We start from the raw sequence: 16,250 nt of genomic DNA, 5'->3' as shown, positions 1-16,250 counted from the left end.
CATATTGTCGCAGTGGCATTTCGTAAAGATCAAGCCCTAAACTTTGTTCGTGCTCGATCCCATTAAACCCATAGTTATGCTCCCTACCAGTAATGGTATTATTGTAGCCTTTATGCTGTAGTCCAAAGGGATAGACGTTTATGCAATTTTTTCAACATTGGCGCACTTTCCCGCGGTTCTATCCCAAGAACAGCTTACAATTTTTTTTAAAAGAACGTCCTTTCTATCATCATTCAGCATTGCTAAAGTACTAAATACTCCCTAAAAGCCACGCAGCAACAACCCAGATTATTGCTAAGGCAATAAACCCCTGTTTTGTTGCTGCTTCCTTTTCCTCGATATTGTACATAATACGAGTTATACCCGCACTTCCTTCGTCAGGGTCTATAACAAGTATTATGTAGCAATACTCCCTCGCCCTGCCTGCCGAAGCCTTGGCGCAGGCAGGTTCGCCCCAAGCTGCCATTGCGCTCAAAATCTGACTTCTAACAAACGATTTCTACTGAAGATATTACAATATTATACTTATATAATCGTGTCGTAGATTCGATCTGGATATTTCTATATGTTCTTAAGCTATTCATTAAAGATAATTTCCCTAGATTTAACTCGTAATATTTAAAGATAAGACAATGAAGATAGCTGATTTAAACAACTACGTGAAGTTCGTATTTGATTTAAAAGATAAGAGTCAAAATTTTGTAACAACTGATATTGACGTTCTTAAAGAATGTGTACCTGTAGATACACTAAAAGTTGGAGACATTTTCAAGGCTTTTGAAGGTGAACATTACAAGGTTGTAGATATTTACGTAAAGGACATTCTAGATTATACTCGTGATGAAAATTATGGTTTTAATCTACAGCACGGGCAACCACAAGGTAAAATAAAGGAGTCACTATTAACAATTGTTGTTACTTTAGAACTTCAAAACGATTAATTTAACCAATAACTAACGCCCTTCGGTTGTTTCATTTTAAAAAGCATCGGAAGTCAGCCGTTTCAGCCTTTGCGCACTTCCGATACTTTTTAAAACGTTATTCTTTTCCGTGTGAGAGGAAAAACGTTTTTTAAAGATGAAGATTTAGGCGGTGGATTTGTGCGGTTGTAATCTTCAGCTTTAAAAAATGCTAGCCGTCTGGCGATTGAAGACAACTGCGTGTACGCAAAACAAAAGGCGTAGCCATAGCGGAGAGGAGCAGCCGACACACAAAAAGGAGTGTAACGGTTTTGTGTGCCAGACGATTTTTATGTTTTCCGATTTATCAGATATTAACTTCAACATAAATAATCGGCTAGGCTGTGACCAAGCGGCGTAGCCAATGAAGCAGCGGTTTTGCTTAACTTTTTATTCAGCGATAGCGTACCTTATTGTTTTTAAGCAAAAAAGTAGCTGCGGGTGATGGAGGAAGGAGTCACGCGAAGATCGGTAGTCGATGCTGACAACCAGCGGTGAGGAAGTATCGACGGTGCGTAGCAACCGACGAAGCAGTGAACGAGTGACGAAGGAACACCTTATAACAGCTTATTACAAAAGCCCTTTTCGGGCTGATGTGATAATAACTAATTGGAGGCGGTAGCCGACTCACTTGGCTATTTAGTATTGCTATTATTTTTTATAACCAATCTTAGTTACTGGTTTTTCTTCTGGTTTGGATAATAACTTTTGAAGCACTTCATAAATTTCGCTGAACTGCTCATTATAACTAGATTCCATTTGTTGTATTTTATTCATTATCTCTTCATAGTTATTTGCTAATTTTCGGAGTTGTACAAAAGTTTCTATAATTTGAACACTCATTTTAATAGCTGCTTCACTATTCAATACACTTGACAGCATTAAGATTCCGTGTTCTGTAAATACAAAAGGTGGATATTTAGAGTGTCTTCCTCTTTTTAAGGACGCAAATTGCGACCTTAAAGCTGTATGTTCTTCTTCTGTGAGTTCGAACATAAAAGATTCAGGAAAACGATTAATATTTCGTCTTACTTGTTCTTTTAATCTTTTAGTAACTACTCCATAAAGTTCTGCTAAGTCTTTGTCTAACATTACTTTTTGACCTCTTATAATATATATCTTATCGATGATTGCTTCATCTGGGATAGTAATTTCTTCGCTCATTTCACTTTGTTATTTGGTAAAAATAATAACTTGATATCATAATTTGTGATACCAAGTTATATTCTTTTCTACATTAATTTTGATGCTGCTTTGATCAGTTTTGCTATTCCTTCGAGTTCTTCGGCAGGATAACTAGCCAATAATATTTTGGATATCCAGAACATACTGTCTTTCATATCCCTTTCGGTTCTTATATCGTCGTCTAATTGACTTAATAAGTTCAGGTTTTCTATCAAAGTATGTTGCATAAAAGATAGTTCTCCATAATCTTGTATGGGTACTCTGATATAGGTTTCTTTAGTTGTTGGGTCTGTATGTATGATGTTTACATACTTGGAAGTAAATTCTTGTAATTTCATAATTATGCGATTTATAAAGGATTAAAGAAAATACCCACCTTAGTTTTCCTTCTGTACGCATAATACAGCACAAGAGTTTCCTTGCTTGTGAACATAGTGGGATTTGATTGTAAAAATACACTTTGTTACGATTTTAATGCGTTTCAAGGATTAAATATGTATCTCTTTTTATGGGCTTCTGTTTCTAGTTTTCATAATTTATATTTTACTGTATTGGATGATAATTGTTTACGATTTCGTGTAGGTTTTCCAGATCATCTTGCAAGTATCTTTCTGTAGAACTGATATACCGATGTCCTGCTAAATATTGAGTTTTTCTAAGATTATGCTCGCTTAACCAATTGGTAATTACGGATGCTCTTATCTGTTTGTTACTTTCTACTTTTTGATTGTATTTTTTAAGTTTTTTAATGATGGTATTGATAATTATAAATCGATCTCCAGAAGGAAAGAGTTGGTCGGTATCTATCTTTAATCGTTGTGCTAGATATTTTCTAACTTCATTTATGTATTCCATAAATTCCATCATCTGCCAAGGTTTTAGTTCTAATTCCCTGGCATTACTTCTTTTTCTGCTCGGAACATAGATTTTACCTTTATTCAAGTGTAAATGTTCTGTTTTCAGGTTTTTCAGGTCTTGTGTATCTAATCCTTGATATACCAGTAACCCAACAATAATTTTATTACGTTTTGAGGTGTATTTGTGATATTCTTCTTGGTACTTATCAGTTTCGTAACTGTAATATAAATCTTCCAGTTCTTCGGGTTCGAGTAGGTTGTAATTGATACTTCTTTGCGTTCCTCGTACATTGACGTTTTCAATTGGATTATCAGTTCTGTATGTTTCACTTATCAGATAATTGAAGTATGTTTTTATACTGCTTAATTTATGATTGATTGTCTTTTTACTATTTCCTTTTCTGGTCAGATGTTTGATGTATTTTAAGCAAGTTTTATAGTCTATTTCGATAGCTGTAGTAGATTGCTTTTTACACCATTTTATAAAGTATTGTGATGCTATTTCTTTAGAAGCTATGGTTTTTGGTGTATATCCTTCTTTCTTTAGGTATGTAGTATAATCATTCATTTTCAAGGGTTTTTACGATATGAGTATAGATTTGTGTAGATTCTAAGCTACTATGCCCTAAAAAGTGCTTGATACTTTCGAGTGGTACTTCTCTTTGTAATAAATGGGTGGCGATAGAGTGTCGTAAAGTGTGTAATGTGATTTTCTTTTCTTCTATTACCTTATTTTCTGTAGCTTTTACAATAGCTTGCAATCGACAAGCAAAGGTCATTCCTTGTAATCGTGTACCGTGATGATTGAGTAGTAATGCTTCTGTATCGTGTTTGATGTTAAATTCTAATCGTGCATCGTATAAATAATCTTCTAGGATTTCAAGATTGTAACTGTTGATTGGTACGAACCTTTCTTTGTAGTTCTTTCCTTTACGTACATAGATTCGTTCTTTATCAAAAAGTATATCGCTGGTATCTAAATGTACTGCTTCATTTCTGCGTAGTCCACAACTGTAGAGTAATGTTAATATAGCTTTATCCCTTTGGCGATAATGTTTTTTGTTATGACTATGATTCGTGGCATTAAAGAGTTGTTTTACTTCTTTTTGGGTTAAAATATTGATCTTTTCTTCGGTTGGGTGACTTTCAGATTTAAGATGTATACTGATTCCTTTGTGATTATGGTTTTGTAAGTATTCTTTGAACTTTTTTAGAGCTTGTTGGTGTTTATTGAGATAGGATTTACTTAATGCTCCGTATCTTCTTTCATTACTACGTTGTTTAAGTTCTTCGTAATAGTCTTTTATATTTTTTGGAGTAATGGTTTTAATATCAGTATGTCCGTGACATTCGAGCCAATAAAAGAACTCTTGTAAATGATTTGGTAAATTATAAACAGTAGTTTCTGCATATCCTAAAATATCTAACCACTCTTTAAAGTTGGCAACAAGTATCTTGTAACTATCGTTTTGTAGCTTTAATTTTCTCATCGGTATGTCTTTTTTGTATTTCTCTTGCGAGTTGGGGTAACTAGCTATAATTGTTGCTGTTATTTCGCAAAAATGATGGTTGCGAGTTAGTTGCGACTTTGCGAGTTGATTTGCTCTATACAATGTCGCAATGAGTTATCAATCTGACTTTTAAGTATTTTATATTCATTTACATCTGTAACTTCAAAACAATGACTTTTGGTCTTAGCATTCTTGATTCGTTTGATATAATCTTCTGCTAATAATTGTTTGTGGTAGTTACGTAACGTACTTTCTTTTATTCTTAAGTTTCTTCTGATTTCTGCATTGGTAAAGGTGGTTTGCGTATTCTTTGTAAGATATTCTTTCAACCTTTCCAGATAATTACGGACTGCTCCTGTAATCGTATCACTTTTACGGAGTAACACTTCTTTAATGATTCCGTTGGCTTCTTGTATATCTTCAATAGTGGTTTCGATATACATTTCTCCTGTTTGGGTGTCGACCTTCGACTCTCGTTGATACTGTTTGTAGAAGGTAATGGCTTCAATAAATTGTAAATAATGAGTATTTGTCCTTCTCGGTTTAAATACAGATTGTGGCAACTCTAAAAACTCTGCATAGGGATTGATTACTTTAACTGGTTGTAATAGCATTTGTACATTCTGTAAGATGTTTTTTGCTTTGAGTTCTGCATCTACATTTACTTTTCCTGCACTTATTAACCGTTGATAGTACATTATCTTTTGATCCTGTTCGTTTGATTCATCGATATACAATAAAAAGCTACGGTTACTATTATCTTCGTAAATACTTTCTTGTGTGGTACAGCCTGCAACAGATACAGGGCCTTCTACGGTTAGATGTATGGTTTTGGTATTTCCTTTTCTGTCTTTATGGACTACGGTTTTTGTAATTCTGCGTTTGGATTGTAATTCCCGTAATGGATAGAGTACACTTTCTGCACCGTCTAAATCTTCGATTAAGATTAGTTTGTTTCTAAGTTCTGTTCTATTGAAGTAGTAAAATGCATTCTCGGATAATACAGTGATTTCTACTTTTTCGTGATCTGGTATAAGTTCGGCTACTTTGGATTGTAAATGTGTTTTTCCTGCTCCAGAACTACCTAAGCTGATACAATGCAAAGGATTGTAGCTTTTACGGCTTGTAAAGATCAGGTACATTAATAATCGATTGGTTTCTTCTCCTATTACACCACTTTGTTCAATTAGTTCATTGGTTTTAGTGAGTAAATTATTTGATTTTAAGAACTTGATCGCTGCTTTTTCCTCCGCTGTAGATAATTCTTTGATCGTGATTTCTGATTCATCGTTATCTAATTGGCTTAATCGATATTGCTCTAATTCATTAGTCAGTTCTTGTAATGTTCTACGGACTACACTTGTACCGATTTCTATACGTTCTGCTACTTTTCTAACTAATTTCTCTACTTGATTATCATTATACAGATCAACATTATGTCGCAATTTGGTTTCACTTTGTATTTTATTGATCCCTAGTGTAACCCGTAACGCTTCTAAATGGTTGAGTTTGATACCGCCTAGAATATGGATTTCTAAGTGCTTTGTGATGTAACTATAGTTGTTTGGATTGGTCGTATTGAACATTGTTGAAAAAAGTTTTATACACATTATCGTGTACAAAGAAACATAATCATATTTATTTAAACAATATTTTTATGTTTTTAAAACCATTTTTATGTTCATATATTTGCTAAAACCTTTAAAATTGAGGTTATCAACACATAATAAGATGTATTAATGGGTTCATTTGGTAAAAAACTGGCAGAATGTAGAAAAGCAAAAAATCTATCGCAAAAAGAACTTGCAGAGATTTTTACTACTTCGCATACTACGATTGGGAAGTATGAGCGTGATGAGATGACACCATCTATTGATGCTGCTAAAAAACTAGCTAAGATTTTAGATACTACGGTTGGATATCTTTTGGATGAGAACGATAATGCAGACCTTTTTAAAGATCCGAAGATGTTGCAACGATTTCAGGATATTTCTAACTTACCAGAAAGAGACAAAGAGTGTTTACTTACTACTGTTGATCATTTTATAAAAGCTTCTAAAATTAGTATGATATAAAAAAACCACTCATTGCTGAGTGGCTTAATAATTATTTGTTTTCAGATATATAATTCTGATTATTTAGTTTTTCCATTAGGCCACCATTCAATAGTAACTCCATCATCGTGTACTACATTTTTAACTATCCTTTTGTCAGAATCTAAAAAAGTAATAAACGAGTCTAAAGAAGCTAAGTTGTTATGAAAATCAAAATTTTCATCCAAAGATTCTTTAGGGATTGCATCATGATAAATATAAATATTAACAAAAACTAAATCATCACTTAATCCTGAAAAAGTAAATACTAAATTACTTTCATCACCAGTTGATAGATCATATAAAGATTTAGAATAAAGTCCTTTATATTTTTGATTAATTTCTTCTTTAATTTTAGAAAAAATATTTTCATCAATATTTAATTTTGAAAAAACATCCTGTGTAATTTTCTTTCTAGAAGGATGATTGGCTAATTTTTTAGATAAAAAAGCATTAAAATCAAAATCCACATAGTAGGGATAAACAAGATAACTATCACCTAATTTTTCGGGGTATTCACTAATAATTTTGGTGTCAAAAATTTCTGAAAAAATTCTTTTTTCATCATTTTCACTAACCTCACTACAACTAATTGTTATAATGGCAAGTAAAATAAATAAACTCAATCTCATAGTTTTACTTTTTAGGTTTGATATTAACTTGAGGGATTAAAAACTCGTTCCCATCTTTTTTGAAGATAAGACTTGACTGACCAAACCCTGTACTTTGTCCACGATATATTTCTCTTGTGGGTAAACCAAGTTGTTCTCTAAATCTATTAATTCTTGTTACTACTGCTCCCTTACCTGACTCACCTCCGTGAAAATCAATAAAACGCCCTCCAAGTTTATCCTTTTGATCTTCTGAACTATTGAAGAAACTAGCTCCAAATTTGGTATGTAAAGATTCATGTAGTAAAGTTAAACCAGTACTATATGCTCTAGGGTCAAGCCCTTGATCTCTTAAACCTTCCTGTATACCATTAATTTCAGAAGCATTTAAATCTACCACACCTGTAGGAAATCCTTTTGTTGTCTCATTAGTTCCACTTACTGTGATAGTCCCTTCATCACTTAAAAGATGAGATACAAAAGCTGCTGCTTCTGTACAATCTCCGTCACATTCTCCTGAACCTGTTAGAACAGATCTTCCATCTTTAGTCGTATTTACAGTTATTTCTTGACCAGAGATGTCCGCTAAATCAATTAAAAGGTTTGTGAATAAAAAATTATCTCTATTCAACTCTTCTTCTGTCTTTTCCTCACCATTTGCTTTTAGATGATTTAATAGAGCTGTGACATCGATTTCTTCTCCATTGGGGTCAATAAAATAGTTTGGATTGTTCAATCCGTAAGTAAAAGGTGATTGATCATAGTATTTCTCTGCTTGCGGATCAATATTAAACCACTTACCAATTGCTGGATCATAATTTCTTGCTCCATAATCAATCCAACCAAGACCTAATTCATTTTGTTCTTCTTTTCCATTATATCCGTAAGGATGCTCTGATAACACGGTATTATTGTATCCTTTGTGTTCGAGCCCAAAGGGATAGACGTTTATGCAATTTTTTCAACATTGGCGCACTTTCCCGCGGTTCTATCCCAAGAACAGCTTACAATTTTTTTTAAAAGAACGTCCTTTCTATCATCATTCAGCATTGCTAAAGTACTAAATACTCCCTAAAAGCCACGCAGCAACAACCCAGATTATTGCTAAGGCAATAAACCCCTGTTTTGTTGCTGCTTCCTTTTCCTCGATATTGTACATAATACGAGTTATACCCGCACTTCCTTCGTCAGGGTCTATAACAAGTATTATGTAGCAATACTCCCTCGCCCTGCCTGCCGAAGCCTTGGCGCAGGCAGGTTCGCCCCAAGCTGCCATTGCGCTCAAAATCTGACTTCTAACAAACGATTTCTACTGAAGATATTACAATATTATACTTATATAATCGTGTCGTAGATTCGATCTGGATATTTCTATATGTTCTTAAGCTATTCATTAAAGATAATTTCCCTAGATTTAACTCGTAATATTTAAAGATAAGACAATGAAGATAGCTGATTTAAACAACTACGTGAAGTTCGTATTTGATTTAAAAGATAAGAGTCAAAATTTTGTAACAACTGATATTGACGTTCTTAAAGAATGTGTACCTGTAGATACACTAAAAGTTGGAGACATTTTCAAGGCTTTTGAAGGTGAACATTACAAGGTTGTAGATATTTACGTAAAGGACATTCTAGATTATACTCGTGATGAAAATTATGGTTTTAATCTACAGCACGGGCAACCACAAGGTAAAATAAAGGAGTCACTATTAACAATTGTTGTTACTTTAGAACTTCAAAACGATTAATTTAACCAATAACTAACGCCCTTCGGTTGTTTCATTTTAAAAAGCATCGGAAGTCAGCCGTTTCAGCCTTTGCGCACTTCCGATACTTTTTAAAACGTTATTCTTTTCCGTGTGAGAGGAAAAACGTTTTTTAAAGATGAAGATTTAGGCGGTGGATTTGTGCGGTTGTAATCTTCAGCTTTAAAAAATGCTAGCCGTCTGGCGATTGAAGACAACTGCGTGTACGCAAAACAAAAGGCGTAGCCATAGCGGAGAGGAGCAGCCGACACACAAAAAGGAGTGTAACGGTTTTGTGTGCCAGACGATTTTTATGTTTTCCGATTTATCAGATATTAACTTCAACATAAATAATCGGCTAGGCTGTGACCAAGCGGCGTAGCCAATGAAGCAGCGGTTTTGCTTAACTTTTTATTCAGCGATAGCGTACCTTATTGTTTTTAAGCAAAAAAGTAGCTGCGGGTGATGGAGGAAGGAGTCACGCGAAGATCGGTAGTCGATGCTGACAACCAGCGGTGAGGAAGTATCGACGGTGCGTAGCAACCGACGAAGCAGTGAACGAGTGACGAAGGAACACCTTATAACAGCTTATTACAAAAGCCCTTTTCGGGCTGATGTGATAATAACTAATTGGAGGCGGTAGCCGACTCACTTGGCTATTTAGTATTGCTATTATTTTTTATAACCAATCTTAGTTACTGGTTTTTCTTCTGGTTTGGATAATAACTTTTGAAGCACTTCATAAATTTCGCTGAACTGCTCATTATAACTAGATTCCATTTGTTGTATTTTATTCATTATCTCTTCATAGTTATTTGCTAATTTTCGGAGTTGTACAAAAGTTTCTATAATTTGAACACTCATTTTAATAGCTGCTTCACTATTCAATACACTTGACAGCATTAAGATTCCGTGTTCTGTAAATACAAAAGGTGGATATTTAGAGTGTCTTCCTCTTTTTAAGGACGCAAATTGCGACCTTAAAGCTGTATGTTCTTCTTCTGTGAGTTCGAACATAAAAGATTCAGGAAAACGATTAATATTTCGTCTTACTTGTTCTTTTAATCTTTTAGTAACTACTCCATAAAGTTCTGCTAAGTCTTTGTCTAACATTACTTTTTGACCTCTTATAATATATATCTTATCGATGATTGCTTCATCTGGGATAGTAATTTCTTCGCTCATTTCACTTTGTTATTTGGTAAAAATAATAACTTGATATCATAATTTGTGATACCAAGTTATATTCTTTTCTACATTAATTTTGATGCTGCTTTGATCAGTTTTGCTATTCCTTCGAGTTCTTCGGCAGGATAACTAGCCAATAATATTTTGGATATCCAGAACATACTGTCTTTCATATCCCTTTCGGTTCTTATATCGTCGTCTAATTGACTTAATAAGTTCAGGTTTTCTATCAAAGTATGTTGCATAAAAGATAGTTCTCCATAATCTTGTATGGGTACTCTGATATAGGTTTCTTTAGTTGTTGGGTCTGTATGTATGATGTTTACATACTTGGAAGTAAATTCTTGTAATTTCATAATTATGCGATTTATAAAGGATTAAAGAAAATACCCACCTTAGTTTTCCTTCTGTACGCATAATACAGCACAAGAGTTTCCTTGCTTGTGAACATAGTGGGATTTGATTGTAAAAATACACTTTGTTACGATTTTAATGCGTTTCAAGGATTAAATATGTATCTCTTTTTATGGGCTTCTGTTTCTAGTTTTCATAATTTATATTTTACTGTATTGGATGATAATTGTTTACGATTTCGTGTAGGTTTTCCAGATCATCTTGCAAGTATCTTTCTGTAGAACTGATATACCGATGTCCTGCTAAATATTGAGTTTTTCTAAGATTATGCTCGCTTAACCAATTGGTAATTACGGATGCTCTTATCTGTTTGTTACTTTCTACTTTTTGATTGTATTTTTTAAGTTTTTTAATGATGGTATTGATAATTATAAATCGATCTCCAGAAGGAAAGAGTTGGTCGGTATCTATCTTTAATCGTTGTGCTAGATATTTTCTAACTTCATTTATGTATTCCATAAATTCCATCATCTGCCAAGGTTTTAGTTCTAATTCCCTGGCATTACTTCTTTTTCTGCTCGGAACATAGATTTTACCTTTATTCAAGTGTAAATGTTCTGTTTTCAGGTTTTTCAGGTCTTGTGTATCTAATCCTTGATATACCAGTAACCCAACAATAATTTTATTACGTTTTGAGGTGTATTTGTGATATTCTTCTTGGTACTTATCAGTTTCGTAACTGTAATATAAATCTTCCAGTTCTTCGGGTTCGAGTAGGTTGTAATTGATACTTCTTTGCGTTCCTCGTACATTGACGTTTTCAATTGGATTATCAGTTCTGTATGTTTCACTTATCAGATAATTGAAGTATGTTTTTATACTGCTTAATTTATGATTGATTGTCTTTTTACTATTTCCTTTTCTGGTCAGATGTTTGATGTATTTTAAGCAAGTTTTATAGTCTATTTCGATAGCTGTAGTAGATTGCTTTTTACACCATTTTATAAAGTATTGTGATGCTATTTCTTTAGAAGCTATGGTTTTTGGTGTATATCCTTCTTTCTTTAGGTATGTAGTATAATCATTCATTTTCAAGGGTTTTTACGATATGAGTATAGATTTGTGTAGATTCTAAGCTACTATGCCCTAAAAAGTGCTTGATACTTTCGAGTGGTACTTCTCTTTGTAATAAATGGGTGGCGATAGAGTGTCGTAAAGTGTGTAATGTGATTTTCTTTTCTTCTATTACCTTATTTTCTGTAGCTTTTACAATAGCTTGCAATCGACAAGCAAAGGTCATTCCTTGTAATCGTGTACCGTGATGATTGAGTAGTAATGCTTCTGTATCGTGTTTGATGTTAAATTCTAATCGTGCATCGTATAAATAATCTTCTAGGATTTCAAGATTGTAACTGTTGATTGGTACGAACCTTTCTTTGTAGTTCTTTCCTTTACGTACATAGATTCGTTCTTTATCAAAAAGTATATCGCTGGTATCTAAATGTACTGCTTCATTTCTGCGTAGTCCACAACTGTAGAGTAATGTTAATATAGCTTTATCCCTTTGGCGATAATGTTTTTTGTTATGACTATGATTCGTGGCATTAAAGAGTTGTTTTACTTCTTTTTGGGTTAAAATATTGATCTTTTCTTCGGTTGGGTGACTTTCAGATTTAAGATGTATACTGATTCCTTTGTGATTATGGTTTTGTAAGTATTCTTTGAACTTTTTTAGAGCTTGTTGGTGTTTATTGAGATAGGATTTACTTAATGCTCCGTATCTTCTTTCATTACTACGTTGTTTAAGTTCTTCGTAATAGTCTTTTATATTTTTTGGAGTAATGGTTTTAATATCAGTATGTCCGTGACATTCGAGCCAATAAAAGAACTCTTGTAAATGATTTGGTAAATTATAAACAGTAGTTTCTGCATATCCTAAAATATCTAACCACTCTTTAAAGTTGGCAACAAGTATCTTGTAACTATCGTTTTGTAGCTTTAATTTTCTCATCGGTATGTCTTTTTTGTATTTCTCTTGCGAGTTGGGGTAACTAGCTATAATTGTTGCTGTTATTTCGCAAAAATGATGGTTGCGAGTTAGTTGCGACTTTGCGAGTTGATTTGCTCTATACAATGTCGCAATGAGTTATCAATCTGACTTTTAAGTATTTTATATTCATTTACATCTGTAACTTCAAAACAATGACTTTTGGTCTTAGCATTCTTGATTCGTTTGATATAATCTTCTGCTAATAATTGTTTGTGGTAGTTACGTAACGTACTTTCTTTTATTCTTAAGTTTCTTCTGATTTCTGCATTGGTAAAGGTGGTTTGCGTATTCTTTGTAAGATATTCTTTCAACCTTTCCAGATAATTACGGACTGCTCCTGTAATCGTATCACTTTTACGGAGTAACACTTCTTTAATGATTCCGTTGGCTTCTTGTATATCTTCAATAGTGGTTTCGATATACATTTCTCCTGTTTGGGTGTCGACCTTCGACTCTCGTTGATACTGTTTGTAGAAGGTAATGGCTTCAATAAATTGTAAATAATGAGTATTTGTCCTTCTCGGTTTAAATACAGATTGTGGCAACTCTAAAAACTCTGCATAGGGATTGATTACTTTAACTGGTTGTAATAGCATTTGTACATTCTGTAAGATGTTTTTTGCTTTGAGTTCTGCATCTACATTTACTTTTCCTGCACTTATTAACCGTTGATAGTACATTATCTTTTGATCCTGTTCGTTTGATTCATCGATATACAATAAAAAGCTACGGTTACTATTATCTTCGTAAATACTTTCTTGTGTGGTACAGCCTGCAACAGATACAGGGCCTTCTACGGTTAGATGTATGGTTTTGGTATTTCCTTTTCTGTCTTTATGGACTACGGTTTTTGTAATTCTGCGTTTGGATTGTAATTCCCGTAATGGATAGAGTACACTTTCTGCACCGTCTAAATCTTCGATTAAGATTAGTTTGTTTCTAAGTTCTGTTCTATTGAAGTAGTAAAATGCATTCTCGGATAATACAGTGATTTCTACTTTTTCGTGATCTGGTATAAGTTCGGCTACTTTGGATTGTAAATGTGTTTTTCCTGCTCCAGAACTACCTAAGCTGATACAATGCAAAGGATTGTAGCTTTTACGGCTTGTAAAGATCAGGTACATTAATAATCGATTGGTTTCTTCTCCTATTACACCACTTTGTTCAATTAGTTCATTGGTTTTAGTGAGTAAATTATTTGATTTTAAGAACTTGATCGCTGCTTTTTCCTCCGCTGTAGATAATTCTTTGATCGTGATTTCTGATTCATCGTTATCTAATTGGCTTAATCGATATTGCTCTAATTCATTAGTCAGTTCTTGTAATGTTCTACGGACTACACTTGTACCGATTTCTATACGTTCTGCTACTTTTCTAACTAATTTCTCTACTTGATTATCATTATACAGATCAACATTATGTCGCAATTTGGTTTCACTTTGTATTTTATTGATCCCTAGTGTAACCCGTAACGCTTCTAAATGGTTGAGTTTGATACCGCCTAGAATATGGATTTCTAAGTGCTTTGTGATGTAACTATAGTTGTTTGGATTGGTCGTATTGAACATTGTTGAAAAAAGTTTTATACACATTATCGTGTACAAAGAAACATAATCATATTTATTTAAACAATATTTTTATGTTTTTAAAACCATTTTTATGTTCATATATTTGCTAAAACCTTTAAAATTGAGGTTATCAACACATAATAAGATGTATTAATGGGTTCATTTGGTAAAAAACTGGCAGAATGTAGAAAAGCAAAAAATCTATCGCAAAAAGAACTTGCAGAGATTTTTACTACTTCGCATACTACGATTGGGAAGTATGAGCGTGATGAGATGACACCATCCATTGATGCTGCTAAAAAACTGGCTAAGATTTTAGATACTACCGTTGGATATCTTTTGGATGAGAACGATAATGCAGACCTTTTTAAAGACCCGAAGATGTTGCAACGATTTCAGGATATTTCTAACCTGCCAGAAAGAGACAAAGAGTGTTTACTTACCACAGTAGACCATTTTATAAAAGCTTCTAAAATTAGTATGATATAAAAAAGCCAGCTACATCGCTGTAACTGGCTCTTGTCATTTATAAATTTCGCTTTAATATTCTATTAAGTCAAGAAACTTTACAGATTATTAGTAAAGATGATTAGCTAATTTGGGAAATATTTCTTTTAATTCTTTGTCCTTATAAGATTTATTACCTCCATATTCTAAACCAACTTCCAAATAAGATTTGATAGTTTTCTTATCCTCTTTTTTTATATTAGAGATTATAGCTATATACTTATCTTCTCCTATTTTTTCAACAATATTAATAAGAACGTATCCATGTTCGTATCCCGCAGCATCAAAAACAGGTAGAGTTGATATTTTTATTAATGCTTCGCTATCCAAATCTATAGATTTTTTAATTAGACTACAATATGAATAATTCGTTGTTGCTGATTCTAATAGTTCTGATACTTTGATTCCTTGTATACATTCTTTGTTAGCACCACTACAAGAAACCAGTATTATAATTAAAATCGTAATGCTTATTATTTTTATTCTTATCATAACTAAATTAGTTCTTTTTCTTTTGTGCATTTGGGTTTTGACCAGATACTGTAATTGTTCCAAACCTTTTAACTGTTGAAAATGGGTTTAAACCCTGTCTACCTCTTTTCTCCGGAACAGTTGTTCTACTAGTGTTCTGAATAATTCTTTCTAATACATTCCATTCTTTCTGTCGATTATCATCTTCTTTTTTACAGATAGTTACACAACCCCAACTAGTTCGACCTGTATGTAGTCTGAATCCATTTCTTTTATTCCCACTTGCATTAGTTTCTCCCTCAACATCATACCTGTCATTATGTGGCTCATTATCTTGAGCATCTATTCGATACCATTCAGGATTTGTTGTGCTAGCTTCGTTATCTAATAAATCAAATTCTCCATTTGGGATTTCTTTTTCATTTTTATTCCCATTATGTTCGAACTCTCCTGTTTTTACATTAAACTTACCCCCTGAAAAAACATCATCAATTACTAATATTTGATTATAACTTTCTTCATCATCTCCAAAACTAAATTTATATTCATCTGCCGTCACAGCCCTTGTTTCTCTATTAGAATCCCAATTATCATCATCATATATGTATAGTTTATTGTGTTTTTTATCAAAATGAATGATTACTTCTTGTCCATCAGGATCAATGAAGAAAATAGGATTATTCATTGTATAGTTATACGGACTTAAAGAGTTATATTGTTCTGCAAGTGGATCAATATTCATCCATCTACCTAGTGCAGCATCGTAGTTCCTAGCACCGAAGTCATGCCAGTTTAATCCTAATTCATCTTGTTCTTCTTTTCCACCAATACCATAGTTATGTTCCCTACCAGTTATGGTATTATTGTATCCTTTATGTTGTAGTCCAAAAGGATAGTAGTTTTTCTCTTCTAAAACCTCCATGGCCTGATCCCCATCTCCATCTATATCCGTAGTACCTCTAAGAACGTCCACCTTTCCATCACCATCCTTATCTGAGTAGGATAATCTTATATTCCCCAGATGATCTTTATATTGATATACATACTCATACCCTTGTGATAAATCATTAGCATTTTTTGGTTCTGCATAGCCTTCTGGATGATGAAAAAATTTAAGGGTTGTACCTATACCCCCTATGGTCTCATAT

The 16,250-nt window shown here is 33.3% G+C and carries 18 protein-coding genes; 4 read left to right on the top strand and 14 right to left on the bottom strand.

Annotation, left to right across the window (positions count from 1 at the left end; genetic code table 11):
• Positions 1-632: 632 nt before the first annotated feature.
• Positions 633-941, top strand: coding sequence for a hypothetical protein (locus F0000_RS25215; protein ID WP_149627478.1), 309 nt, complete (start codon positions 633-635; stop codon positions 939-941).
• Between the two features lie 669 nt (positions 942-1,610).
• Here F0000_RS25215 and F0000_RS25210 read toward each other — a convergent pair.
• The 5 genes from F0000_RS25210 to F0000_RS25190 all read right to left on the bottom strand — a co-directional run bounded on the left by F0000_RS25210 (position 1,611) and on the right by F0000_RS25190 (position 6,098).
• Entirely contained in the window at positions 1,611-2,123 is a 513-nt protein-coding gene (locus F0000_RS25210; protein ID WP_149627477.1) for an ORF6N domain-containing protein, read from the bottom strand.
• 68 nt (positions 2,124-2,191) lie between these two features.
• Positions 2,192-2,482 carry a hypothetical protein gene (locus tag F0000_RS25205; protein WP_149627476.1) on the bottom strand — a complete coding sequence of 97 codons (291 nt, stop codon included), beginning with the start codon at positions 2,480-2,482 and terminating at the stop codon, positions 2,192-2,194.
• A gap of 205 nt (positions 2,483-2,687) precedes the next feature.
• Positions 2,688-3,569 carry a tyrosine-type recombinase/integrase gene (locus F0000_RS25200; RefSeq protein ID WP_149627475.1) on the bottom strand — a complete coding sequence of 294 codons (882 nt, stop codon included), beginning with the start codon at positions 3,567-3,569 and terminating at the stop codon, positions 2,688-2,690.
• Positions 3,562-4,491, bottom strand: coding sequence for a tyrosine-type recombinase/integrase (locus F0000_RS25195; protein ID WP_149627474.1), 930 nt, complete (start codon positions 4,489-4,491; stop codon positions 3,562-3,564). The genes F0000_RS25200 and F0000_RS25195 overlap by 8 nt, the downstream gene beginning before the upstream one ends.
• An 86-nt stretch (positions 4,492-4,577) precedes the next feature.
• On the bottom strand, positions 4,578-6,098 hold the full coding sequence (locus F0000_RS25190; protein ID WP_149627473.1) for a hypothetical protein: 1,521 nt from the start codon (positions 6,096-6,098) through the stop codon (positions 4,578-4,580).
• Between the two features lie 153 nt (positions 6,099-6,251).
• Here F0000_RS25190 and F0000_RS25185 point away from each other — a divergent pair, with 153 nt between their 5' ends.
• Positions 6,252-6,587 (top strand): helix-turn-helix domain-containing protein, encoded by a 336-nt coding sequence (locus F0000_RS25185; protein ID WP_149627472.1) that lies wholly within the window; start codon positions 6,252-6,254, stop codon positions 6,585-6,587.
• A 59-nt stretch (positions 6,588-6,646) separates the two neighbouring features.
• On the opposite strand, the gene F0000_RS25180 is transcribed toward F0000_RS25185, so the two are convergent.
• Positions 6,647-7,231, bottom strand: coding sequence for a hypothetical protein (locus F0000_RS25180; RefSeq protein ID WP_149627480.1), 585 nt, complete (start codon positions 7,229-7,231; stop codon positions 6,647-6,649).
• A gap of 10 nt (positions 7,232-7,241) precedes the next feature.
• Positions 7,242-8,168, bottom strand: coding sequence for an RHS repeat-associated core domain-containing protein (locus F0000_RS25175; RefSeq protein WP_149627479.1), 927 nt, complete (start codon positions 8,166-8,168; stop codon positions 7,242-7,244).
• 490 nt (positions 8,169-8,658) lie between these two features.
• Here F0000_RS25175 and F0000_RS25170 point away from each other — a divergent pair, with 490 nt between their 5' ends.
• Positions 8,659-8,967: a hypothetical protein gene (locus F0000_RS25170; RefSeq protein WP_149627478.1), complete on the top strand. Its 309-nt coding sequence runs from the start codon at positions 8,659-8,661 to the stop codon at positions 8,965-8,967.
• Between the two features lie 669 nt (positions 8,968-9,636).
• Here the strand turns inward: F0000_RS25170 and F0000_RS25165 are convergent.
• The 5 genes from F0000_RS25165 to F0000_RS25145 all read right to left on the bottom strand — a co-directional run bounded on the left by F0000_RS25165 (position 9,637) and on the right by F0000_RS25145 (position 14,124).
• Positions 9,637-10,149, bottom strand: a complete 513-nt coding sequence (locus tag F0000_RS25165) for an ORF6N domain-containing protein (RefSeq protein ID WP_149627477.1) — start codon at positions 10,147-10,149, stop codon at positions 9,637-9,639.
• A gap of 68 nt (positions 10,150-10,217) precedes the next feature.
• Positions 10,218-10,508: a hypothetical protein gene (locus F0000_RS25160; RefSeq protein WP_149627476.1), complete on the bottom strand. Its 291-nt coding sequence runs from the start codon at positions 10,506-10,508 to the stop codon at positions 10,218-10,220.
• A 205-nt stretch (positions 10,509-10,713) separates the two neighbouring features.
• A complete protein-coding gene (locus F0000_RS25155) occupies positions 10,714-11,595 on the bottom strand; it encodes a tyrosine-type recombinase/integrase (protein ID WP_149627475.1) in 882 nt (293 codons plus the stop codon).
• Complete coding sequence (locus F0000_RS25150; protein WP_149627474.1) at positions 11,588-12,517, bottom strand: tyrosine-type recombinase/integrase; 930 nt, start codon at positions 12,515-12,517, stop codon at positions 11,588-11,590. Before F0000_RS25150 ends, F0000_RS25155 begins: the two co-directional genes overlap by 8 nt.
• A gap of 86 nt (positions 12,518-12,603) precedes the next feature.
• Positions 12,604-14,124: a hypothetical protein gene (locus F0000_RS25145; RefSeq protein WP_149627473.1), complete on the bottom strand. Its 1,521-nt coding sequence runs from the start codon at positions 14,122-14,124 to the stop codon at positions 12,604-12,606.
• A gap of 153 nt (positions 14,125-14,277) precedes the next feature.
• Here F0000_RS25145 and F0000_RS25140 point away from each other — a divergent pair, with 153 nt between their 5' ends.
• Positions 14,278-14,613, top strand: a complete 336-nt coding sequence (locus F0000_RS25140; protein ID WP_149627472.1) for a helix-turn-helix domain-containing protein — start codon at positions 14,278-14,280, stop codon at positions 14,611-14,613.
• Positions 14,614-14,700: 87 nt separating this feature from the next.
• Here the strand turns inward: F0000_RS25140 and F0000_RS25135 are convergent, their stop codons facing one another.
• Positions 14,701-15,153 (bottom strand): hypothetical protein, encoded by a 453-nt coding sequence (locus F0000_RS25135; protein WP_188112279.1) that lies wholly within the window; start codon positions 15,151-15,153, stop codon positions 14,701-14,703.
• Positions 15,131-16,250 (bottom strand): RHS repeat-associated core domain-containing protein (locus F0000_RS27975; RefSeq protein ID WP_188112278.1); only part of this gene is annotated, 1,120 nt, incomplete at its 5' end. The genes F0000_RS25135 and F0000_RS27975, both read right to left, overlap by 23 nt.

Origin of the sequence: Aquimarina sp. RZ0, from assembly GCF_008370685.1 — a bacterium.
In the GTDB taxonomy this organism is placed as follows: domain Bacteria; phylum Bacteroidota; class Bacteroidia; order Flavobacteriales; family Flavobacteriaceae; genus Aquimarina.
Note: the sequence above shows the minus strand (reverse complement) of the source record. Positions and strands in the feature narration are given on the sequence as shown.